The following is a 22,660-nucleotide window of genomic DNA, read 5'->3' on the forward strand; positions in this document are numbered from 1 at the left end:
GGGTGCCGCAAAGGTTGCCGCGAGGCCGGAAAGTCGCCTCTCGCGGCCGGTGGGAGTGGCGGTGACCAGCGGGCGGGTCAGTTTGCGACCCGTCAGGGCGGCGGTCGCAAACCCCCGCCGCCGCACCCTGCCTCAGCCCACGTCCCGCCGCCGCAGGCCCGCCAGACCCGCCGCCGTCAGCAGTACGGCGAGGGCCGTCAGGAGCAGGAGCGGGGGCCACGACAGCTCCGCGCCCGGCAGTTTGGGCAGGTGGGCGAAGGGCGAGAGGTTCAGGACGGGGCGGGGCAGGTCCAGGGCGGGGCCGATCCAGCCGATGGCCAGGCACAGGCCGACCACGCCCCAACTGGCAGCCGCCGCCCGGGGAAAGGCCCCGTACAGCAGGACCGTCAGGCCGCCGAGCAGCCAGATCGCGGGCAGCTGGGCCAGGGCCGCGCCCAGGATCGGGCCCAGGTCCCGGCCGTAGCCGAGGGCGAGGGCGCAGCCGAAGACGACCATCAGCAGGACCGTGCCGCCGAAGGCGATCACCAGGTGGCCGGCCGCCCAGCGGAGCCGGCCGACCGCGCCCGCGAGGACCGGTTCGGCGCGCTGGGAGGTCTCCTCGCCGTGCAGCCGGAGGATCGAGGAGACCACGTACAGCGCCGCGACCATGCCCAGCATGCCGACCACCGCCGCCAGGAACGCTTCGCTGAGGCCCTGTTGGCCGCCCATCCGCTGGAAGATCTCCTTGGTCTGCTCGTTGCCCGCGACGAGGTCGCCGACGCCCGAGGTCATGCCGCCGAAGAGGACACCGGCGGCCAGGAAGCCCAGCGTCCAGCCCAGCACGCTGCCGCGCTGGAGCCGCCAGGCAAGCCCGTACGCCGTCGAGAGGCGGCCGGTGGCGGGTCCCGCGCGCGTGGCCAGGAAGCTCATGCCGACGTCGCGGCGGCCGGACAGGAAGCGGGCCGCCGCCATGAGGGCGAGGGCCGACGCGGCCAGGACCAGCAGCAGCCACCAGCGTTCGCCGGCGTACGGGCGGACGTTCTCCGCCCAGCCGAGCGGGGAGACCCAGTTGAGGACGGAGGAGGCGTCGGAGGTTCCCGCGTCACCCGCCGCACGCAGCGCGAACGCGGCACCGAGGACCGCCGCCGCGAGCCCCTTGGCCAGCCTGGCGCTCTCCGTGAGCTGCGCCGTCACGGCCGCCGTGCCCGCGAAGAACGCGCCGCTCGCCCCGATCGCGAGCCCCAGCGCGAGCGAGCCCGCCGTGTCCCCGGTGGACGACGCGAGGGCGCCGGCCACCAGGAGCGCAACCGCCGCGTTGGCGATCAGCGCGGCGACGAGCGCCGCCGCCAGCGGGGCGTGCCTGCCGACCCGGGCCGCCGAGAGCAGCTCCTGCCGCCCGGTCTCCTCCTCCTCACGGGTGTGCCGTACGACGACGACCAGGCTCATCGCCCCGGCGAGCAGCGCGGCGAACACGCCGAACCGCCAGGCGACCAGGCCGCCCACCGACGGGTCGAAGACCGGCCCGTACAGCGCGCGCAGCGAAGCGTTGGACGCCATCGACGCGGCGGCCTGCGCCCGCTCGGCGGGGGTGTCGTACAGGGTCCTGATGGTGTTTGCGCCGCTGCTGACCATCACGGCGATGACCAGCACCCAGAGCGGCATCACGAGGCGGTCCCTGCGCAGGGCGAGCCGCAGCAGGATCGCCGTACCGGTGAGTTGACCTGCCCGCTCCCGCGCGGGAGCCGGGGCAGGGCCGGACGCGCGGGTCGCGGTGGCGGTCATCGGGGCACCGCCTGCTCGTCGACGGCCTGCCCGGCGGTTGTTGCGGCTGCCTCTCCGTAGTGGCGCATGAAGAGTTCTTCGAGCGTCGGCGGGGTGCTGGTCAGGGACCGCACGCCGGACGCGGTGAGCGCGCCGAGCACCGCGTCCAGCTTGTCCGTGTCGACCTGGAGGCGGACGCGGTGGCCCTGGACGTCGTCGCGGTGGCCCTGGACGTCGACGTCGTGGACGCCGGGGAGAGTGGCGAGGCCGTTCGGCGGGGTGGCCAGTTCGGCGGTGATCGAGGTGCGGGTGAGGTGACGCAGTTCGGTCAGCGAGCCGGTCTCCACCGTGCGCCCCTGACGGATGATGCTCACCCGGTCGCACAGCGCCTCCACCTCGCTGAGGATGTGCGACGACAGCAGTACGGTGCGCCCGGCGTCGCGCGCCTCGGCCACGCACCGCTGGAAGACCGACTCCATCAGCGGGTCGAGGCCGCTGGTCGGCTCGTCGAGGATCAGCAGGTCGACGTCGCGGGCGGCGAACGCGGCCACCAGCGCCACCTTCTGCCGGTTGCCCTTGGAGTACGTGCGCCCCTTCTTGGTCGGGTCCAGCTCGAAGCGCTCCACGAGCTCGGCCCTGCGCGCCGGATCGAGGCCGCCGCGCAGCCTGCCGTACAGGTCGATGACTTCACCTCCGGAGAGGTTGCGCCACAGGGTCACGTCGCCCGGCACGTACGCGATCCGCCGGTGCAGCGCGACCGCGTCCTGCCAGGGGTCCCGGCCCAGCAGGGTCACGTCGCCGGAGTCGGCGCGCAGCAGGCCGAGCAGGACCCGGACGGTGGTGGACTTGCCGGACCCGTTGGGCCCGAGGAAGCCGTGGACCTCGCCGGCCCGGACGTCGAGGTCCAGGCCGTCCAGTGCATGCGTGCGGCCGAAGGACTTGTGCAGTCCGGCCACGCTGATTGCCTTGGTCATGTTTCTGAACGTACGCTCGCTTCACAAATTTGTGAAGTTAAGAAACCGTATAAACTCCGGGGCGTGGCCGAACGTGGCCGAGCATGGGGAGACGATGGGCCAGTGACCAGCAGCGAGCCAGTGACCAGCGAGAACAGCACCCGGGACGCGGAGGTGGTGGCCGCGCGGAATTCTGCAGGGGCGGCCGCGCGGGACGCGGACGCCCGGGATGCCGACGTGGTGTCCCGTTTCGTCGAGCGCTTCGCGTCGGAGATGTCCGAGGCGGGCATGCAGCGGATGGGCTCCCGGGTCTTCGCCGCCCTGCTGGCCTCCGACAAGGGCGCGCTCAGCTCCCCGGAACTGGCCGAGCAGCTGCACATCAGCCCCGCCGCCATCTCCGGCGCGGTCCGCTACCTCACCCAGGTCGGCATGGTCCGCCGCGAACGCGAACCGGGCACCCGCCGCGACCTCTACCGCCTGCACGAGGAACTCTGGTACGAGGCCTTCGGCCGCCGCGACCAGATCATGGCCCGCTGGAACGCGGTCCTCCAGGAAGGCGCGGAATCCCTCGGCCCGGACACCCCGGCGGGCCGTCGCATAGCGGAGTCGGCGGACTTCTTCGCCTTCGTCCAGAAGGAGATCCCGCTGATGATGGACCGCTGGCGCGCCCAGCGGTCGGGCGGGGCGGGGGCGGGCGGGGCAGCGTCCTGAGGCCGTGCCCTACCGGACGTACTGCTTGAGCACCTCGGTGTCGAGCACGATGCCGACCGGGGCGGGCAGCGCGACGGGGGCCGCTCCGAAGCGGACGGTGTGGACGTCGCCGTACCCGGTGGGGGACGGTTCGCTGTGCACGAGCACGGCCCCGGCGTCCCGGTCGACCAGCAGATAGACGGGAATCCCAGCGGCGGCGTACGCGACGGGCTTCTCCTGGCGGTCCCTGCGGTCCGTGTCGGAGTCGTACGAAGTCACCTCGACCACCATGAGGACGCCGTCGGGGTCGGCCCACTCGCCCTGGCCGGCGAAGGTGCCGCGCGGTGCGAGGATGCCGTCCGGGCGAGCTCGCCCTGCCCGGTACGTCTCGACCTTCAGCCCCTGGTCCGAGCCGTACAGCGCCCAGCTCGGCTGGTGCTGCATGCAGAGGGCTCGCAGCCACTCGACGATCTCGTTGTGGTCCCCGTCCGGCACGATCTTTTCCCTGGCCCGTCCGTCGATGTACTCGAACCTGGCGGCGTCGGACTCCGCTGCGGCCGCCTTCGCGATCGCCTCGAACTCCTCCACCGACATGCCGGACGTGCGCTCAACCATGACTGTCATGGTGCACCTCCTCTCTGGCGAGCACCAGCGTGCCGGGCCCGGAGCCACGGGGCACGGGTTTCCCATGACGCTCACCCGGACGGGTGACTATGCCCTTCGAATATGCGCCGTGCGCTCCCTCACGACACCCCCGGCACCACCAGCGACCAGGCGTTCTCCCGCACCGTCCACGTGCGCGTGCGGACCGGGCCGCCCACTGTCGTGTCGGCCCGGTAGCGGAAGTCGGGGCCCGAGACCGTGACCGTCAGGGCCTGCGCCGTCACCGGGGCGGAACCGGCCGCGCCCCGGCCCACCGACACCTCCGCCAGACCCCCGCCCCAGGAACGTACCGACACTCCCTCCACCGGCTCGTCCAGGTCGCTGAGCAGCACCCCGTCCGCCTCCACCCGCAGCCGGTACGTCCGCAGCACGGCCTCGGGGGCCGGGCGCACCAGCGTCCGTACCAGCGAGCGGCAGGCGGACCAGGACGCCGACCACATGGACGGGCCCACGCCGTGCAGCGGCACCGTCGCGGGGACGGGCGGCGGAGCCGGTACCAGGACGCCGCCCAGCACCACCGCGCCCCGGTCGTCGGCCAGCAGGTCCATCCGCCGAACCGTTCCGTCAAGGACCGCGCGGGCGGCCGCGACCGTGCCCTCCGGGACCCCCAGCGACCTGGCCAGCGACACCTCCGCCCCGACCGGGACCAGTGCCAGCGGGCCGCTGCCGACGGGGTGGCGTTCGCGCTGCAGCTGGCCCACCGCCCGTACCAGCGCGAGGTCGTCGCCGATCACCACGACCCTGCGCCTGCCCCGGCGGGCGAGGGCCCGCGCGAACTCCTCGGCGGTGTCGGGAAGACACATTCTGGTGCGCGCGCCGGCGCACAGCACATCCTTCGCGATACGCACGGACTCACCGTCCGTCCGCCGGGCGACCGGGTCGATGACCACCATGAGCTGGTCGGGAGCCGACACCTCGGTCCTTCCTCGGGTAGCATCTTTGTGCAAGAGCCCCTTGCGCTATTGCGCCAGGGGCTTCGTCTATTCCGGGGCAGCTCGTTCAGCGGTCAAGGCACGCGATGGACGGCATGCACGTCGACACAGTCGTCGACGCATGTCATCGCGTACGCCCCTGACCTTGGACATGCCCCGCCCGGAAGGGGTGTACGCCTGTGCCCGCACTTGTGCTGCTCGGTGCTCAGTGGGGTGACGAAGGCAAGGGAAAGGCCACCGACCTGCTCGGTGGATCCGTCGATTACGTAGTGCGATACCAGGGCGGCAACAACGCCGGCCACACGGTCGTCGTTGGCGACCAGAAGTACGCGCTGCATCTTCTCCCTTCCGGAATCCTCTCTCCTGAGTGCACGCCCGTCATCGGAAACGGTGTCGTCGTCGACCCCGCCGTCCTGCTCTCCGAGCTGAGCGGACTCAACGAGCGCGGTATCGACACGTCCAAGCTTCTGCTCAGCGGCAACGCGCACCTGATCACGCCGTACAACGTCACCGTCGACAAGGTGACGGAACGGTTCCTCGGCAAGCGGAAGATCGGTACGACCGGCCGCGGCATCGGCCCGACGTACGCCGACAAGATCAACCGCGTCGGCATCCGCGTCCAGGACCTCTACGACGAGTCGATCCTCGTCCAGAAGGTCGAGGCGGCGCTGGAGACCAAGAACCAGCTGCTCACCAAGCTGTACAACCGCCGTGCCATCGACGCCGGGAAGATCGTCGAGGAGATGCTCCAGTACGCGGAGCAGATCAAGCCCTACGTGGCCGACACGACGCTCATCATCAACAAGGCGCTGGACGACGACAAGGTGGTCCTCTTCGAGGGCGGCCAGGGCACGCTGCTCGACGTCGACCACGGCACGTACCCCTTCGTCACCTCCTCGAACCCGACCGCGGGCGGCGCCTGCACGGGTGCGGGCGTGGGTCCGACGAAGATCAGCCGGGTCATCGGCATCCTGAAGGCCTACACGACGCGCGTCGGTGCGGGCCCGTTCCCGACCGAGCTGTTCGACGAGGACGGCGAGGCGCTGCGCCGCATCGGTGGCGAGCGCGGTGTCACCACAGGACGTGACCGCCGCTGCGGCTGGTTCGACGCCCCGATCGCCCGTTACGCCACCCGCGTGAACGGTCTGACGGACTTCTTCCTCACCAAGCTGGACGTGCTGACCGGCTGGGAGGAGATCCCCGTCTGCGTCGCGTACGAGATCGACGGCAAGCGCGTCGAGGAGCTCCCGTACTCGCAGACCGACTTCCACCACGCGAAGCCGATCTACGAGAAGCTCCCCGGCTGGTCCGAGGACATCACCAAGGCCAAGACCTTCGCCGACCTGCCGAAGAACGCGCAGGCGTACGTGAAGGCCCTGGAGGAGATGTCCGGCGCCCCGATCTCCGCGATCGGCGTGGGCCCGGGCCGTACCGAGACGATCGAGATCAACTCGTTCCTCTAGGGCGGTCGACGGGGCGTCCGTGGGCGCCCCGAGTACGAGACGATGCCCCGGCGACCGGTCGATGACCGGCCGCCGGGGCATCGCCGTGTCCGGCGGCGGGGCCGGGTGCGGGCGTTGGAGCCGCCGGGCCCCCGGCCCGCTCAGCCCGGTGTCACCAGTCGGGCCTCGTACGCGAAGACCGCCGCCTGGGTGCGGTCCCGTAGGCCCAGCTTCACCAGGATCCGGCTGACGTGCGTCTTGATCGTCGACTCGGCGACGACCAGGTGGGAGGCGATCTCCCCGTTGGAGAGGCCCTGCGCGATGAGGACCAGCACCTCCGTCTCGCGCTCCGTCAGCTCGCCGTACTGGCCCGGCACCGGGGTGCGCGGCCCGATGGTCCGCTTGGCGAACTCCGTGATCAGCCGCTTGGTCACGGTCGGCGCGAGCAGTGCCTCGCCGGACGCCACCACCCTGACGCCCTCGGCCAGCTGACGCGCGGACGCGTCCTTGAGCAGGAACCCGGACGCGCCCGCCCGCAGCGCCTGGTAGACGTACTCGTCGAGGTCGAAGGTGGTGAGGACCAGTACCTTCGCGTCCGTGTCGGCGGCGACGATCTCGCGGGTCGCGTCGATGCCGTTCATCTCGGGCATCCGGATGTCCATCAGTACGACGTCCGGCCGCAGAGCGGCCACCTGCGCGACCGCCTGCCGTCCGTCGACCGCCTCGCCGACGACCTCGATGCCCGGCATCGCGTTCAGCAGGACCGTGAAGCCCTCGCGCACCATCATCTGGTCGTCGACGATCAGGACCCGGATGTCCGTCATACGGCGCCGTCCTTGGCGAGGTTCGGCTTGGCGGGGAGCGTGGCGGTGGGGGTGCCTGTCGTGGGGGCGGCGCCTGCCGCGGGGGCGGCGCCTGTCGCGGGGGCTGTGCCTGTCGCGGGGGCCGGGGCCGTCCCGGGGGCTGTGCCCTCCGCTGCGGCGTGGCCCGCCACTGCGGCCGTGACCGGGATCGTGTCCTCGGTCGTGCTCCGCTGCGGCGGGACCGCGTCCTCCAGCGCCGGCCGGTCGGCCTGTACGGGGACGAAGACCGCCACCTCGAAACCCCCGTCCTCGGTCGGCTCGGCCGTCATCTCACCGCTCAGCATGGCGACCCGCTCCCGCATGCCGGTCAGGCCGTGCCCGGACCCCTCCGAGGGCGGCACCTCGCCGGACGCAGGACCGTTGACCACCCGCAGGCCGAGCCCGCCGAGCACATGGCTCACCTCCACCCGTGCCCGCGCCCCCGGCGCGTGCCGCAGCACATTGCTCAGCGCCTCCTGGACGATGCGGTACGCCGACAGCTCCACGCCCTGCGGCAGCGCCCGGGCCGCCCCGGTCGTGACGTGCTCGACGTCCAGCCCGGCGTCGCGCACATTGGCAAACAGCTTGCCGAGGTCGGCGAGGGTGGGCTGCGGGGCGTCCGGGGCCTCGTAGTCGGCGGCCCGCACCACCCCCAGCACGCGGCGCAGCTCGGTAAGTGCGGCCACCGCGTTCTCCCGGATCGTGACGAACGCGGCCTGGAGCTCCGGCGGCGGGTTCTCCACCCGGTACTGCGCGGCCTCCGCCTGGATCGCCACCACCGACATGTGGTGCGCGACCACGTCGTGCAGCTCGCGGGCGATGGTGGACCGCTCTTCGAGGAGCGTGCGGCGGTCCCGCTCGACCGCCGTCACGGTGCGTTCCGCCACCACCTCGCGCGCGGCGTCCCTCCGGATGTGGACGATGCTGACCACGAGCAGCAGCACCCCGGTGCCCACCAGCATGGGCCCCGCGTTCGACGGGCCCTCGGAGCTGCCGGGCGCGAAGATCAGCGCCCACAGTGCCAGGAACACCCACATCCAGGCGGCCGTACGGACCCTGGTGCGCGCGGCGACCACGGTCACCACGGCGACGTGCATCAGCGCCGTGGCGGGAATCCACGGACCGCTCCCCGCCTCGGGGGTCGCCACCAGGCCGATGGGCACCGCCGCGAGCGAGAGCCACCAGGCCGCCCCCGGACGCACCAGCGTCAGCAGCACGGCGCCGCCGGACACCGCCGCCACCAGGAGCGTCGGGAGGGGGAAATCCTCGTTGTCGGCGAACACCCAGGCGTACACCACGGTGAAGAACGCAGCGAGCAGGATCAGCCCGCGCGGAAGCCACGCCACGAAGCTCCGCACCCACCGGGGCAGGTGACTCAGGATCCGGCCGTCCGTGGGGACCGGCGGCAGCGGCTGGTACTCCATCGCGTCCCGCAGCAGGTCGCTCCGCAGGCCTTCCAGCGCGCGCCTCAGCAACTGGGCTTCGGGACTGCGGCCCATGCGGGATGTGGTCTTGGTCATGGACCTACCGTAAGGAGGCGGGGGCCCGGGGTCGTCCCCCGTGCCACCGACCTTCCGCGTCCGTCCCAAGTACTACGCGCGCCGCCCGGCCGGGGGGCGCCAGTGCGCGAGCCGCGCGCTCGCCCCGGTACGTGAGCCGCGCTCGCCCCCATACGTGAGCCGCGCTCGCCCCAGTGCGCGAGGCCGGGCCCCCGCTGCGGCCGTTCAGTACGCGAGCTGGGCGATCTCCTCAGCCACCACCGCGCAGGCGTCCGCCGCCGGGTCGATGAGCGGGAAGTGGCCCACGTCCTCCAGCAGGGTCAGGCCCACCACCTCGCCTGCCTTGGCCGCAGCCTCCGCGTACGCCTCCGACACCTCGTACGGGACCGTGGTGTCGGTGCGGCCCTGGACGACCGTAGTGGCGATACCGGTGGGCAGCAGGGCGGCCGGATCGGCGTACCCGAGCCGCTCCTCGTAACCCTGCTCGCCACCCAGCAGCTGGGTGACCGCGCCGCCGCACACCCCCCTCTCCACCGCCGTGGCGAAGTCCGCGATGGGGGCGAGTGCAACCACCCCGCGCAGGGGCGGCGGGGACGGCAGCCGCCACGGCGCGTCGTCCGGCAGCAGGTGCCGGGCGGCGGCCCACAGCGCGAGGTGTCCGCCCGCGGAGTGCCCGGTCAGGACGGTGCGCCGGACGTCCGCTTCGGGCAGTGCCGTCTTCGCCAGGTCGGGCAGCAGGTCCAGGGCGGCCGCGACGTCGTCGAAGGTTTCCGGCCAGCGTCCCGCGACCGGCCCTTCCACCCCCTGGTGCGGCAGCGAACTCCCGCGCCGGTACTCCACATTGGCGACGGCGAACCCGCGCCGCGCCAGGAAGTCGGCGAACGGGGTGATGTGCTGCCGGTCGTAGGGGGCCCGCCAGGCGCCGCCATGCAGCACGACCACCAGCGGTGCGGCCCCGCTCCGTTCGCCCCGGGGTGCGTAGAAGTCGACGACCTGGTCCGGGTGTTCGCCGTACGCGGCGCTGCTGTCCGGTGCGACGGCGGGGTGTTCCGGCGGCTCGTCGGGCAACGGCGCACAGCTCGGCACGCTCGGCATACGGCTTCAACCTCCGGGCACTGAGGGGGTGTTCACACGCCAGAACCGGACGCTCGAAAGGCCGGTGTTTCACGTGAAACATCCATGTGGATCACTCAGCGGGGACGCTACCAGCCACTTTGCGCCGGCGTGGCCACGCCGGAGGGGCCTCCTCCGGCGTGACCACCCGTCGAACCACGGCTGGGGCTAGGGCTGGAGCACCTCGGCGAGCACCCGGGCCGCCCGCTCCACGTCACCGAATCCGACGTACAGCGGGGTGAACCCGAAGCGCAGCACGTCCGGGTGACGGAAGTCCCCGACCACGCCCCGGGCGATCAGCGCCCGCATGACCTCGCCGGCATCCGCACAGCGCAGGGCGATCTGGCTGCCCCGCTCCTCGTGCGGCAGCGGAGTGACCAGCTCGACCCGCCCCTGCGGCACGTACCTCTCCACGCACTCCACGAAGAAGTCCGTGAGCGCCAGGGACTTCGCCCGTACGGAGTCGATGCCGACCCCGCCCCACACGTCGAGGGCCGATTCCAGCGCCAGCATCGAGAGGATGTCGGGGGTGCCGACCCGGCCGCGCGTCGCGCCGTCCGCCGGCGTGAAGTCCGGTGCCATACCGAAGGGGTTGGCGTGTCCGGTCCAGCCCGGCAGCGGCGAGTCGAAGCGGTCCTGGTGACGGGCGGCGACGTAGAGGTACGCGGGCGAACCGGGGCCGCCGTTGAGGTACTTGTACGTGCAGCCGATCGCCAGGTCCACGCCGTGCGCGTCCAGACCCACGGGCAGGGCGCCCGCACTGTGGCACAGGTCCCAGACGGCGAGGGCGCCCGCCTCGTGGATCGCGGCGGTCAGCCCCGGCAGGTCGTGGAGGCGGCCCGACCGGTAGTCGACGTGGTTGAGCAGGACGGCGGCGGTGTGCGGGCCGAGGGCGTCGCGCACCTCCTCCGGGCGGACCGGACGCAGGGTGCGTCCGGTCATCCGGGCCGCCGACTCGGCGATGTAGCCGTCGGTCGGGAAGGTCGTCGCGTCGACGAGGACCTCGGTGCGGGCAGGGTCGTCGGCCAACCGGACCGCACCCACCAGCGCCTTGAAGACATTGACGCTGGTCGAGTCGCCGACCACGATCTGCCCCGGTGCCGCGCCGACGACGGGGGCGATCAGGTCGCCGATCCGCTCCGGGGCGCTCCACCAACCGCTCTCGTCCCAGGAGCGGATCAGCAGCTCGCCCCACTCACGGGCCGCCACGTCCTGGAGCCGCCCGGGGACGGCGCGCGGGAGGGCGCCCAGGGAGTTGCCGTCGAGATAGGTGACGCCCTCGGGGAGCGCGAACAGCTCGCGGAACTCGGCCAGTCCGTCCACCGCGTCGAGCTCGGCGGCCTTGCTCGCGGCAGCGGTCTGGCTTGCGGCGGGGGCCTTGCTCGTGGCGGCGGGCGTGCTTGCAGCAGCGGTCTCGCTCGCGGCGGCAGGCGTGCTCGTGGCAGCGGCCCTGCTCGCGGCAGCGGTCTCGCTCGCGGCGGCAGGCGTGCTGGTGGCGGCGGTCCTGCTCTGGACTTCGCGCTCAGACATGGCTGCGCGCCGTCCACAGCTCCGGGAACACGTTCTTCCGGGCCCGCTTCTCCAGCCAGGCCACACCGGCGGAGCCGCCGGTGCCGACCTTGGAGCCCATCGCGCGGCGGGTCGCCACCAGGTGGTCGTTGCGCCAGCGCCAGACGAGCTCGCCGACGTCGGTCAGCGCCTCGCCCAGCACGACGAGCTCGGAGTGCGGGGTGCCGACCTCCTCGGTCCCGTACACCTGCGCCCAGACGGCCTCGATCTCCGGCGAAGGCTCGTACTTCTTCGTGAGGTCGCGCTCCAGCACCTCCTGCGGCACCGGCAGGCCGCGCCGGGCGAGGAGCCGAAGCACCTCGTCGTACAGGCTGGGCTGGTGCAGTGCCTTCTCCAGCTCCGCGTGCACCCGCGGGGCGCCCCGGTGCGGGACGAGCATCGACGCGGACTTGTCGCCGAGCAGGAACTCCAGCCGCCGGTACATCGCGGACTGGAAACCGGAGCCTTCGCCGAGCGCGCTGCGGTAGGAGTTGAACTGCGTGGGGGTGAGGTTGGCGAGCGGCTTCCAGGAGGCGTTGAGTGCCTCCAGCTCACGGGTGGAGCGCTTGAGTGCGTCCAGCGCGACGGGGATGTTCTCCTCGCGCAGCGCGGCCGCGGCCGTCTCCCACTCGTGGACTATGACCGTGAACCACAGCTCCATCACCTGGGTGGTGACCAGGAAGACCATCTCGCCGGGGTCGTCGGAGAGGGGGTGCTGGAGGTGGGTGAGGACGTCCGCCTGGACGTAGTCCTCGTACGGCGTGGTGCCCGCGAAATCGAGGTTCGGAGTGTCCGAGCCTTCGGTTCCGGGGGCCTCGGGGGTGTGCGTCATCGCATGCTCCTCGAAACGAACTTCCAGGTAGCGGTCCGCCCCTTCCTAGGATGTGTGGAGCCCCGGTCCCCTCCCGGCATCATAGGCCGGGGTACGGCGGGCTGCGCCTCAGAGGGTGGGGCCGGTCAGATACGTCCCGTCCGCGGCGTACGGCCAGGCGTGGGAGCGGCACCCGTCGAGACCCTTGATCTGCTGCATCATCACGGGTGCGGGGCGGCCGGGTCCCGGGCAGCCGAGGTGGCCGAGGCCGAGCGCATGGCCCAGTTCGTGGTTGATGATCAGGTGGCGGTAGGTGGCGGGAGGGCCGTCGAACTGCGGCGAACCGAGCAGCCATCGGCGCAGATTGACCACGACGCCCTTGCCCGTCTCGCAGTTGAGCTGGCCGCCGGTGTCGAGTCCCGCTTCGGCGCAGAGCTTGTCGGCGGTGACGGGGGTGGCGATCTTGATCACGAAGTCCGCGCGGTCGGCGACGAGTTGGAAACGGCCCCTGCCGTTCCTGGCCCAGCCCTGGCGGTGGGCGACGATCGCCTGGATCTCGGCGGCTGCCCGGGTCGGGGAGACCCCGCTGCCGTTCTCCACCTGGACCTGGTAGCGGCGCAGCCTGCCTGAGCCGATGGGGGATCCGTGGACACGGGCCGTGGCGAAGCTCCCGGTGCCGGACTCCGGGACGTCCGGGGCGCCGGCGTCGCGCTCGCGGCTGGGCGGGTTCGACGAGGCCTCACCCGGGGGTCTCGCGTCGCTGCCCTCACGGGGCCGCTCTTCGGCCGCCCACGGTTTTCCCGCGGAACCACCGCGCCCCTGCCAGGTGGCCCACGCGAGCCCACCGCCACCGGCCAACGCGGCCAGGCACACCAGGGTGACCAGGAATCTGCCACGCCGGGTGAGGCGGGTACCACTAGGACGCACACCACGCTGAGTCACGCCAGCCGATCGTACAGGCGTACATACCCCGCCCCTCGGACGGCGAGGCCGCCCCCCGCCCCCTTGGACGACGGGGCCGCCCACCCCCCCCTACGCCCCCGCCCCCTTGGGCGACGGGGCCGCCCCCGGGGGCGAGTGGGGTCTCCCCTGCTCGAGCGAAGCCGAGAGCTTGGGGAAGGGCGGGCAAGGGGGCGGCCCCCGGCGGAGCCGCCTGACGCACCCCGCCCGGCCAAGGCCCGCCCCGCAACCCCGTACCGCCCCCGCCCCCGCCCCAGGGAACCTCAGCCCAGCGTGTCCGCCGCCACCGCCGAAGACTCCCGCAAGAAGGTCGAGCACCGCTCGTACTCCTCCTGCTCACCGATCGCCTGCGCCGCCCGCCCCAGCGCGTGCAGCGCCCGCAGGAAGCCCCGGTTCGGCTCGTGCTCCCACGGCACCGGGCCGTGCCCCTTCCAGCCCGCCCTGCGCAGCGAGTCCAGCCCGCGGTGGTACCCGGTCCGCGCGTACGCGTACGACTCGACGACACCACCCTTCTCGTAGGCGTCGTCGGCGAGCTGCGCCCATGCGAGCGAGGAGGCCGGGTACTTCGCGGCCACGTCGGCGGGCGCCGCCCCGGTGGCGAGCAGCTCGCGCGGCTCCGGGTCGTCGGGCAGGTGGGTCGGGGGCGGTCCCCCGAGAAGGTCCTGGTGAATAGCCATGCCCCTAGTCTGCCTGCCCGCTAGGGCATCCGGCGCCCATCCCGGGACTCCCCCTCCGACAACTGGTCCGGTTCCAGCGGCGGCGACGCCACCCCGCAGTGCGTACGGCACTCCGGCGTACAGCACCCCGCATGCGGATTGCGTACGGTCACCAGCGCGATCAGCGCCCCCAGCACCAGCACCCCCGCGCACATCGGCATGGCCCGCCGGAACGTCGCCCCGAACTCCGCCGCCGACCGGTACGCGTCCGGCCCCATCCCCGCCAGCAGCGGCAGCGCGGCGACCGCGACGAGTCCGGCAGCCTGGCGGCGGCGTTGTTGATGCCCGAGGCGAGCCCGGCACGCCCGTTGTCGACGGAGGCGAGCACCGTGGCGGTCAACGGGGCCACCAGGGTGACCATTCCCATGCCCATCACCAGCACCGCGGGCAGCACGGCGGTGACGTACGAAGCCCCCTCCCCCACCCGCAGCATCAGCAGCATGCCCGCCGCACACAGCAGCGGCCCCACGGTGAGCGGGAGGCGCGGCCCGATCCGCTGGGCGAGCTCTCCGGAACGGGCCGACAGGAACAGCATCAGCACCGTCGTCGGCAGCAGCGCCGTGCCCGCCTGCAGCGCCGAGTATCCGACCACCACCTGCAACTGGAGCGCGGTCAGGAAGAAGAAGCCGCTGAACGCCGCGTACACGCACAGCGTGACCAGGTTGATCGCGCTGAACTGGCGCGAGGCGAACAGCGAAAGCGGCATCATCGGCTCCGCCCGCACCCGCTCCACGTACAGGAACGCCGCCGCCGCCAGCACGCCCGCCACCGCGCACCCGACCACGACCGGCGAGGACATGCCCAGCTCCGGCGCCTCGATCAGCGCGTACGTCAGCAGGGCGAGCCCGAGGGCCGCCAGCGTCGCTCCGAGCACGTCGAACCGGCCGTGCGCGCGCGGGTTCTTCGACTCCGGTACGTGCCGCAGGGCGACGGGTACGCAGAGGGCGGCCAGCGGCACATTGATCAGGAACGCCCAGCGCCAGCCGGGCCCGTCCACGAGCCATCCGCCCAGGAACGGCCCCACCGCGGCCCCGATCCCGCCGAGCCCGGACCACAGGCCGACCGCCCTGGCCCGGTCGTCCGGGTGGAAGGAGGCCTGGATCAGCGCGAGCGAACCCGGCGTGAGCAACGCCCCGCCGATCCCCTGGAGGGCGCGGGCAGCGACGAGCACCGTGGCGTTCGGCGCGAGCCCGCACAGCAGGGACGCGGCGGCGAACCACACCACACCGATGACGAAGACCCGCCGCCGGCCATAGCGGTCACCGAGGGCGCCGCCCAGCAGGATCAGCCCGGCCAGCGTCAGCATGTACGCGTTGACGGTCCACTGGAGCCCGGCGAGGTCGGCTCCGAGGTCCTCGCCGATCCTCGGCAGCGCCACGTTCACGATCGTCGAGTCGAGCAGCGCCATGCTGGACCCGAGGACGGTGGTGAGCAGCACCCACCGCCCGGTCGCGGTGCCGACCCGCAGGGCCCCGGTGCTCTCGGATGTGGCCATACGCAGATCGTCCCCGCATTCGACGGGCACGGCGAGCGGAAACCCGCAGGACGTCCGGCATCCAAGGCCCGGGCTGCGGCCCCGGCAACCCGCACCCGCACCCGTGCCCACGCCCACGCCCATGCCCACCAAAAACGGGCCCGGCGCGCTCCGGGGGAATCCCCCGCGCACCGGACCCGTCACCCCTCGAAGGGCCGACTACTTCAGCCGCGTACCCGTGGAACGAAGCGCCGCACACGCCTCCGTGACACGCGCCGCCATACCGGCCTCGGCCGCCTTGCCCCACGTGCGCGGGTCGTACTTCGACTTGGTGCCGACCTCGCCGTCGACCTTCAGCACCGCGTCGTAGTTGCGGAACATGTGGTCCACGACCGGCCGCGTGAAGGCGTACTGGGTGTCGGTGTCGAGGTTCATCTTCACGACGCCGTTCTCCAGCGCGGTGGCGATCTCCTCGGCCGTGGAGCCCGAGCCGCCGTGGAAGACGAAGTCGAACGGCGAGGTCTTGCCGTACTTCGAGCCGACGCCCTCCTGGAGGTCCTTGAGGAGCTCCGGACGCAGCACGACGTTGCCCGGCTTGTAGACGCCGTGCACGTTGCCGAACGAGGCGGCCAGCAGGTAGCGGCCCTTCTCGCCCAGACCCAGCGCCTCGGCGGTCCGCAGCGCGTCGTCGACGGTCGTGTACAGCTCGTCGTTGATCTCGTGGCTGACGCCGTCCTCCTCGCCACCGGTCGGGGTGATCTCGACCTCAAGGATGATCTTGGCGGCGGCTGCCTTGGCCAGCAGCTCCTCGCCGATGGCCAGGTTGTCGGCCAGCGTCTCGGCGGAGCCGTCCCACATGTGGGACTGGAACAGCGGGTTCTCACCGCGCGCGACGCGCTCGGCGGAGACGTCCAGGAGCGGGCGGACGTAGCCGTCCAGCTTGTCCTTGGGGCAGTGGTCGGTGTGCAGCGCGACGGTGATGCCGTACTTCGCGGCGACGATGTGCGCGAACTCGGCCAGGGCGACCGCACCGGTCACCATGTCCTTGTTGTGCTGGCCACCCAGGAACTCCGCACCACCGGTGGAGATCTGGATGATGCCGTCGCTCTCGGCCTCCGCGAAGCCGCGCAGCGCAGCGTGCAGGGTCTGGGACGAGGTCACGTTGATCGCCGGGTAGGCAAACTTCTCCGCCTTCGCCCGGTCGAGCATCTGGGCGTAGACCTCGGGGGTTGCGATGGGCATCTGTCCGCTCCTTGGGATATGCGGGTGTGCGTGCTGGTCCCTGACCTGGGGGCGACGTCATCGTCGCCGCCCATCTTTCCAGACTCTTCACGGGACTCCACCCGGCGGACCGGCGCATCCCGCGCCCGGGAATGCGCAGAGGCCGGGGTGTTTCACGTGAAACATCCCGACCTCCGACAAAACCCCAGGTCACAGCGCCACAGTCACGGTACCGGGACCTACGTCACCACTTCACGCCAGGTCCAGGTCCGCCAGCTGGTAGCCGGTCAGGTACGGCAGGCCCGCGTCGGCGATCGCCTTCGCCGCACCGCGGTCGACGATCGTGGCGACCGCGACGACCTCGCCGCCGGCCTCGCGGACCGCCTCGACGGCGGTCAGCGGGGAGCCGCCGGTGGTCGAGGTGTCCTCGACCACCAGGCAGCGGCGGCCCTTGACCTCGGTGCCTTCGATACGGCGCTGCATGCCGTGCGCCTTCTGGGCCTTGCGGACCACGAAGGCGTCCAGCCGCGTGCCGCGGGCGGCCGAGGCGTGCAGCATCGAGGTGGCGACCGGGTCGGCGCCCAGCGTCAGCCCGCCGACGCAGTCGAAGTCGAGGTCGGCGGTCAGGTCGAGCATGACCTGACCGACCAGCGGCGCGGCCTCGCCGTCCAGCGTGATCCGGCGCAGGTCGATGTAGTAGTCGGCCTCCAGACCCGAAGAGAGGGTCACCTTGCCGTGCACCACGGCCTTGTCCTTGATCTGCTGGAGCAGGTCAGCGCGTACGTCAGTCATGGCAATGAGCTTAAGTGCGGGTCACCCGAGCCTGCGCCACGACCACGTCGTGGTGGCCTCCAGCGGGTTCACCGGCGTGACCAGGCGCGGCAGGCTGTTCAGCCCGTTGGGCGGGCCGCTCTGCGGTTCGACGCAGACCGCGGCCGCCTGCTCGTCGTAGACGACCACCCACTCCTCGCGGCTGGTCACCCTGATCTCCAGCTGTCCGGGCCAGGTCAGGGTGACGTCGACGCCGTCCGGCATGCCGAAGCAGTCGTCCCACGGGCCGGGGGCGGGGTCGATGCGCCGGCCGGTGGGGAGGTGGTCGTCGCCGCGCTCCTCCTGCCAGGCTGCGTCGAAGGCCAGCTCGACGTCGGCCGCGCCCTCGCCGCCGAGGTTGCGCCGGAACCACGGGTGCCAGCCGGCCTGCGCCGGGAAGGAGTCGTCGTACGTCTCGACGCCGAGGGAGAGAGTGAGGGCGTCCGGGGTGAGCGCGAAGGTCTGGGTGACCCGGCCCGCGTACGGCCACGGGTCGGCGAGGTCGTAGGTGAACGAGGCCGACGCGGTGTCGCGATGCGCGGTGCGCCAGCTGACGTCGCGTCCGGTGCCGTGGATGGCGTGCGGGGGCGAGTTCAGCGGGAGCTGGTGGACCTTCCCGCCGTCACGGAAGCGTCCGTTGCCGGTCCTTCCGCTCCAGGGCACCATCGGGAAGCTGCCGAAGTGCTTGCCGTTCTCGCTCTGGCGCAGCACTTCGGTGCCGCCGATGCGCAGGCTGTCGACGCGGCAGCCGTCGGCCGGACGCACGGTCACCTCGACGTCGCCCGCGCTCAGCAGGACGCCGGATTCCTTCTTCAGTTCGCTACTCACGCCCCGACACTACTGGCGACCGGCGTCTCGGCCACCTACGCGGCGCAGCACCCTTCCGACACCGGCGTCACAGCTACCTACGCGGCGCAGCACCCTTCCGACACCGGCGTCACAGCTACCTACGCGGCGCAGCACCCTTCCGACACCGGCGTCACAGCTACCTGCGGCGGCGCAGCACCCTTCCGACGACCACCGCCGAGGCCACGGCGAGGGCGGCGGCCGGGGCGAGACGGCGCAGGGTGAAGGTGCCGGAGGACTGGGCGGGCGCCATCACGGGGGCGTACCGGCCGCGCGGCGGCGCGTGGTCCACCTCCTCGGCGCTGCGGCCGATCATGGTGCGGCGGGCGTGCGCGGCCTCGGCCGGCGGCTCGTCGGGGAACGCGTCGGGCAGTTCCCCGGGAATGTCCTCCAGGGCTGCCCGCAGGGCCTCGTCCTCCTCCTCGCGCCGCGACGCGGGCGGCAGCGGGTCCTCGAAGAGCAGCTCCTCATCACTGAGCCCGGTCGGCCCGGCGGGCCCGTTGGACCCGGTCGGCCCGCCGGCGGGTGCCGGCGGTGCTTCGGCCGCCTCGCCGAGACGGGCGGCGAACCGGTCGAGCAGCCGGTGCACCGCGGACTCGACCGCGGGGGCGTCGAGTTCGGCGATCCGTCCTTCGCCGTGCGCGGTGCCGCTGAAGCGCAGCGTCGTACCGCCGTCGGCTTCCTCGGTGCGCAGGGTGAGGGCGAGCTTGACCGAGCCGTTGCCGCGGGCCTCGGTGCCTTCGCCCTCGATGGTGAACGCGGCGGGGGCCCCGGCCGCGGACGGGGCGGAGTCACCGTCCTCGGCCGCGGTGATGCTCAGCGCCCCCCGGTAGGTGATGGTGTGGCCGTCGGCCCGGACCTTCATCCGGCCGGTCAGCGGCGGGGACGACTTGTCGGCGTCCTGCTGGAGGCCGGGCACGCACGCCGCGACCCGTGCGGGGTCGGCGAGCGTCTGCCGTACGGCGGCGGGCAGAACCGGAACGAACACCTCATGCTCCATGGTTCCCGAGCCTACTCACGCGGGCCCGGTTCACACCCGACTCCGCCGAGATCCGTGCGCCCGGGTCGCCCCCGGGGCCAGGTGCGCCACCCGTGCGGCGGCGGCCCGCTCACTTCGCGTAGCGCGGATGCACCAGGGTCGAGGGCGGCAGGCCGGGGACGCGGGAAGCCTCCGCCGCCCGGGCGCCGTGGAGCAGCAGGGGCGTGGTGAGCGAGCGCAGCACGGGCACGTCGGGGTCGAGCCCCAGAACGGGAGGGGTGCGGCCGGCCAGCACGAACCCCCAGTCGCGGGTCGTTTCGGTGGTGCCGGAGGCGCGGTCGGGGCCCCCGCTGAAGCCCGAGAGACGGCCGGCGGTCCGGTACGGGCGGGTGGCGAGGCCCGCCGCACGCAGGGTCGCGTCGACGGTCCAGTACACCCGGGGGCGGGTGGTGAGCGGTCCCGCGTGCACGACGATCCGGCCGCCCTCGGCCAGCACGTCCGCCGCCAGTCCGTAGAACTCCTGCGAGTAGAGCTTGGTGGCCGCGGTGATGCCGGGGTCCGGCAGGTCGGAGATCACCACGTCGTACGGCGGGTCGCCGAGCCGTGCGTCGCGCAGCCACTGGAACGCGTCCGCCTGGACGTAACGCAGCCGGGCGTCCCCGTGGACGCCGCCGTTGAGCGCGACCAGCGCGGGATCGGTGCGCGCCAGCCGCACCACTTCCGGGTCCAGGTCGACCAGGGTCACCGAGCGGACGCCGGGGTGGTCGAGCACCTCGCGGGCGGCCAGGCCGTCACCGCCGCCGAGGATCAGCACCCGGGCGTGCGGTCCGCGCATCGCGGGATGCACCAGCGCCTCGTGGTAGCGGTACTCGTCGCGTCCCGAGACGCGGAGCCGGCCGTCGAGGAAGAGATCGAGCGGGCCCTGCGGGCCCCCCGTGATGACGACCTCCTGCTGGTCGGTGTGGACGGCGACCCGTACCTGGTCCCCGTACACCGCGCGTCTGGCCGCCCGTTCGAAGTCGTCGACGAGGACGGTGGCGGTGGCGAGGAAGGCGAGGACGGCGACGTTGACCACGATCAGCAGCCAGCGGCCCCGGCGGGTGAGGTCGCGGCGGAACAGCCACAGGACGAGGGTGCCCCCGGCGGCCGTGTTGACGGCCCCGGTGACCAGGGCGCCCGTCAACTGGCCCAGCATCGGCAGCAGGAGGAACGGGAACGCGAGGCCGCCGACCAGCGCCCCCACGTAGTCAGCGGCGAACAGGTCGGCCACGTCCCCGCTGGTGTCGTCCCCCTCACCGGGCGGCTCGCCGCCTCCCGCCGGGTGCGCGCGGCCCTGCCGCCCGATCCACTGGATCAACGTCATCAGCAGCGGGATCTCGGCCCCGATGAGCAGGCCGATCGCCAGCGAGTAGGCCACCAGTACATACCGGGCGCCGCCGAACCAGGCGAACGACGCGTACAGCACCAGCGCCGAACTGCCGCCGAGCGCGGCGAGACCCGCCTCCAGCAGCCCGAACCCGACGGCCGCCCGGCACCGCAGCCTTTTGGCGAGCAGCGAGCCGACGCCCATCGCGAAGACCATCGTGGACAGCACGACGGACGCCTGGGTGACCGAGTCGCCGATCAAGTACGTGGCGAGGGCGACCAGTTCCAGTTCGTAGACCAGCCCGCAGGCGGCGCAGATGAACACCACGCCGAGCACCAGGAACCGGGCCGCCCGCGGACTCACCGGCAGCGGGGCCGGCTTCCGCCCGCGCGGCACCGCGGCACCGCGCGCGGGCGGCACCGCGCTCCCGCCCGGAGCACCGGGAAGGCCCGGGGCGCCGGAGGAGTCGGGGCCGGCTGGAGCAGAGGCCGGTTGGATCATGCCGGGAACGCTACGTCACTACATGCTTGCGTTCTGTCACCCACAAGGGTTCAACTGGTGTGCGGGCGGCCTGAACAGCCCGCGCCACACCCGGCGCACGCGCACCGCCCGCACCACCGTCCGGCCTCACAGCACGGCAGGCACCCGCAGCCCCGGAACCGGAACCGCTGCCGCAGCCGCCGGCGCGGCCACCTCCGCCGCGGACCGCGTCCGCACCCGGGTCCTGGTCACCACCAACTGCCCCTCCTGCGGGTACGCGTGCCAGGTGCGCCAGCTGTACCGGCCGTCGCCCTCGCTCTGTGCGAGCAGCGCGGTGAAGGCGTGCGGGCTGCCGGGGAACGTACCGGCGAGGCCGTGGGGGTGGTCGGCGACCAGGGCGAGCAACTCCTGCGCGCGGCCCGCGAAAGCCGCCTCGGAGAGGGATTCGACCCGGGCGGCGAACTCGTAGTCCCATGCGCCGACCTGCTTGGAGACGCCCAGCGGCAGCGGGGTCCGACTGCCGGGGATGCAGGCCACGGTCTCCGAGCAGGAGCCGTCGCCTTCGTCGAGAAGTACCTGGTGGGAGGCGCCGAGCAGGCGCAACTGAAGTGTCGCCCCGGCCAGTTCGAGGTCGAGGACGGCGAGGGCGGGCAACGGTTCCCGGCCCAGCGCCCAGGCCAGATCGGAGGCACACGTGTCGGTGTAGTCGGTCTTGAGGGTCCTGAGCATGTGGAGGCTCCGCAAACACGCAGTGGGGGGATGGACCAGGGACACGCCGGAATACGGGATGGGCTGAGGTCCGCCCGCTCGGGTCCGCCGGGACCGAGAGAATCCGGGGCCGGGGATTCCAGGGTCTGCCGGATCTTCCGGGTCTTCCGGGGTCTTTCGACGCTTCGGACGTGCGAGGTCTTCCGTGGTGGGGGGATCCGGTGGTGAATCCCTGGGATTCGCTGACGAATTTTCAACAGCGAGGGAATCACGAAGTGTGCGGCGCACCTAGCGTTTTTACCCAACTTGGCGTGGTTTCCATCCCCTCGGGGGCCACACGGTTCATCTGTTCAACAAAAGGAAGCCCGGAGGAAGTTCAGGACGGTCGTGCAACCGTCCTTCACTCCGCCGGGCGTGCGGTACCCCGTCCCACCGGCGTGCGGTGCCCCGTTGCACCACCGGCGTGCGGTGCCCCGTGGCACCACGGCGTCGGTGCCCCGTCCCGCCGGTGTACGGCACCGGGCCGGCGGACCAGCTGCCCCGTGTCAGCTGCCTCCGCCGGCCGGCCGACCGGTGTCAGCTGCCGCCGCCGCACCCGCCGCCTCCGCAGGAGGAGGAGCCGCCCCCACAGGACGACGAGCTCCCGCACCCGCCGCCGGTACCACCGGAGCCGCCGGCCCACCAGCTGCTCTGCGAGCGGCGCCGCGGCGCGCTCTTGCGCAACGAGGTCCTGCCCCCCGCGGGCTGCTTCGCCGTCTTCGCCGACTTCGCCGCGATCGCGATCACGCAGATCACAGCGCCGACAAGAATCACGATGCCGATGATGGCCATGGCCCTCACCGTCCTTCCGTTCCCCCGAAGCGAGGA

Annotated in this window: 20 protein-coding genes and 1 pseudogene; 2 read left to right on the forward strand and 19 right to left on the reverse strand. The window is 72.5% G+C overall.

Annotated elements, in window-relative coordinates:
• Window positions 1-132: 132 nt before the first annotated feature.
• Window positions 133-1,761: an ABC transporter permease gene (locus ACFWVV_RS30085; protein ID WP_384355591.1), complete on the reverse strand. Its 1,629-nt coding sequence runs from the start codon at window positions 1,759-1,761 to the stop codon at window positions 133-135.
• Entirely contained in the window at window positions 1,758-2,714 is a 957-nt protein-coding gene (locus ACFWVV_RS30090; RefSeq protein WP_384355589.1) for an ATP-binding cassette domain-containing protein, read from the reverse strand. The genes ACFWVV_RS30085 and ACFWVV_RS30090 overlap by 4 nt, the downstream gene beginning before the upstream one ends.
• Before the next feature lie 252 nt (window positions 2,715-2,966).
• Between ACFWVV_RS30090 and ACFWVV_RS30095 the strand changes: the two genes are divergently transcribed.
• A complete protein-coding gene (locus ACFWVV_RS30095) occupies window positions 2,967-3,404 on the forward strand; it encodes a GbsR/MarR family transcriptional regulator (RefSeq protein WP_384355619.1) in 438 nt (145 codons plus the stop codon).
• A 9-nt stretch (window positions 3,405-3,413) separates the two neighbouring features.
• Here ACFWVV_RS30095 and ACFWVV_RS30100 read toward each other — a convergent pair whose 3' ends face one another.
• The gene (locus ACFWVV_RS30100) at window positions 3,414-4,007 is read right to left on the reverse strand and encodes a Uma2 family endonuclease (RefSeq protein WP_384355587.1); all 594 of its coding nucleotides are present in this window, start codon (window positions 4,005-4,007) and stop codon (window positions 3,414-3,416) included.
• Window positions 4,008-4,126: 119 nt separating this feature from the next.
• Window positions 4,127-4,939 carry a diacylglycerol kinase family protein gene (locus ACFWVV_RS30105; protein ID WP_384355617.1) on the reverse strand — a complete coding sequence of 271 codons (813 nt, stop codon included), beginning with the start codon at window positions 4,937-4,939 and terminating at the stop codon, window positions 4,127-4,129.
• A 218-nt stretch (window positions 4,940-5,157) separates the two neighbouring features.
• Here ACFWVV_RS30105 and ACFWVV_RS30110 point away from each other — a divergent pair, with 218 nt between their 5' ends.
• Window positions 5,158-6,441 (forward strand): adenylosuccinate synthase, encoded by a 1,284-nt coding sequence (locus tag ACFWVV_RS30110; protein ID WP_384355585.1) that lies wholly within the window; start codon window positions 5,158-5,160, stop codon window positions 6,439-6,441.
• A gap of 140 nt (window positions 6,442-6,581) precedes the next feature.
• On the opposite strand, the gene ACFWVV_RS30115 is transcribed toward ACFWVV_RS30110, so the two are convergent.
• From ACFWVV_RS30115 to ACFWVV_RS30185, 15 genes and pseudogenes are all read right to left on the reverse strand, one after another.
• Window positions 6,582-7,244 (reverse strand): response regulator, encoded by a 663-nt coding sequence (locus ACFWVV_RS30115; protein ID WP_384355583.1) that lies wholly within the window; start codon window positions 7,242-7,244, stop codon window positions 6,582-6,584.
• Window positions 7,241-8,782 carry a sensor histidine kinase gene (locus ACFWVV_RS30120; protein ID WP_384355581.1) on the reverse strand — a complete coding sequence of 514 codons (1,542 nt, stop codon included), beginning with the start codon at window positions 8,780-8,782 and terminating at the stop codon, window positions 7,241-7,243. The genes ACFWVV_RS30115 and ACFWVV_RS30120 overlap by 4 nt, the downstream gene beginning before the upstream one ends.
• A 204-nt stretch (window positions 8,783-8,986) precedes the next feature.
• A complete protein-coding gene (locus ACFWVV_RS30125) occupies window positions 8,987-9,856 on the reverse strand; it encodes an alpha/beta hydrolase (protein WP_384355579.1) in 870 nt (289 codons plus the stop codon).
• 186 nt (window positions 9,857-10,042) lie between these two features.
• The gene (kynU, locus tag ACFWVV_RS30130) at window positions 10,043-11,404 is read right to left on the reverse strand and encodes a kynureninase (protein WP_384355577.1); all 1,362 of its coding nucleotides are present in this window, start codon (window positions 11,402-11,404) and stop codon (window positions 10,043-10,045) included.
• A complete protein-coding gene (locus ACFWVV_RS30135; RefSeq protein ID WP_384355575.1) occupies window positions 11,397-12,254 on the reverse strand; it encodes a tryptophan 2,3-dioxygenase family protein in 858 nt (285 codons plus the stop codon). Before ACFWVV_RS30135 ends, kynU begins: the two co-directional genes overlap by 8 nt.
• Window positions 12,255-12,362: 108 nt before the next feature.
• Entirely contained in the window at window positions 12,363-13,160 is a 798-nt protein-coding gene (locus ACFWVV_RS30140) for a DUF3152 domain-containing protein (RefSeq protein ID WP_384355574.1), read from the reverse strand.
• Window positions 13,161-13,456: 296 nt separating this feature from the next.
• A complete protein-coding gene (locus tag ACFWVV_RS30145; protein ID WP_384355572.1) occupies window positions 13,457-13,870 on the reverse strand; it encodes a DUF3151 domain-containing protein in 414 nt (137 codons plus the stop codon).
• 20 nt (window positions 13,871-13,890) lie between these two features.
• A pseudogene (locus ACFWVV_RS30150) lies at window positions 13,891-15,404 on the reverse strand (MFS transporter).
• Window positions 15,405-15,602: 198 nt separating this feature from the next.
• Window positions 15,603-16,625: a class II fructose-bisphosphate aldolase gene (fbaA, locus tag ACFWVV_RS30155; protein ID WP_384355570.1), complete on the reverse strand. Its 1,023-nt coding sequence runs from the start codon at window positions 16,623-16,625 to the stop codon at window positions 15,603-15,605.
• A 231-nt stretch (window positions 16,626-16,856) separates the two neighbouring features.
• A complete protein-coding gene (gene pyrE / locus ACFWVV_RS30160) occupies window positions 16,857-17,396 on the reverse strand; it encodes an orotate phosphoribosyltransferase (protein WP_384355568.1) in 540 nt (179 codons plus the stop codon).
• A gap of 21 nt (window positions 17,397-17,417) precedes the next feature.
• Window positions 17,418-18,242 (reverse strand): aldose 1-epimerase, encoded by an 825-nt coding sequence (locus ACFWVV_RS30165; protein ID WP_384355566.1) that lies wholly within the window; start codon window positions 18,240-18,242, stop codon window positions 17,418-17,420.
• Between the two features lie 157 nt (window positions 18,243-18,399).
• Complete coding sequence (locus ACFWVV_RS30170) at window positions 18,400-19,260, reverse strand: SRPBCC domain-containing protein (protein ID WP_384355564.1); 861 nt, start codon at window positions 19,258-19,260, stop codon at window positions 18,400-18,402.
• Between the two features lie 109 nt (window positions 19,261-19,369).
• A complete protein-coding gene (locus ACFWVV_RS30175) occupies window positions 19,370-21,106 on the reverse strand; it encodes a polyamine aminopropyltransferase (protein ID WP_384355562.1) in 1,737 nt (578 codons plus the stop codon).
• Window positions 21,107-21,232: 126 nt separating this feature from the next.
• On the reverse strand, window positions 21,233-21,814 hold the full coding sequence (locus ACFWVV_RS30180) for a DUF2617 family protein (RefSeq protein ID WP_384355560.1): 582 nt from the start codon (window positions 21,812-21,814) through the stop codon (window positions 21,233-21,235).
• Window positions 21,815-22,369: 555 nt separating this feature from the next.
• Window positions 22,370-22,624: a hypothetical protein gene (locus ACFWVV_RS30185; RefSeq protein ID WP_384355558.1), complete on the reverse strand. Its 255-nt coding sequence runs from the start codon at window positions 22,622-22,624 to the stop codon at window positions 22,370-22,372.
• Between the last annotated feature and the right edge of the window lie 36 nt (window positions 22,625-22,660).

It is taken from the genome of Streptomyces sp. NPDC058663 (assembly GCF_042716745.1).
Classification (GTDB): domain Bacteria; phylum Actinomycetota; class Actinomycetes; order Streptomycetales; family Streptomycetaceae; genus Streptomyces.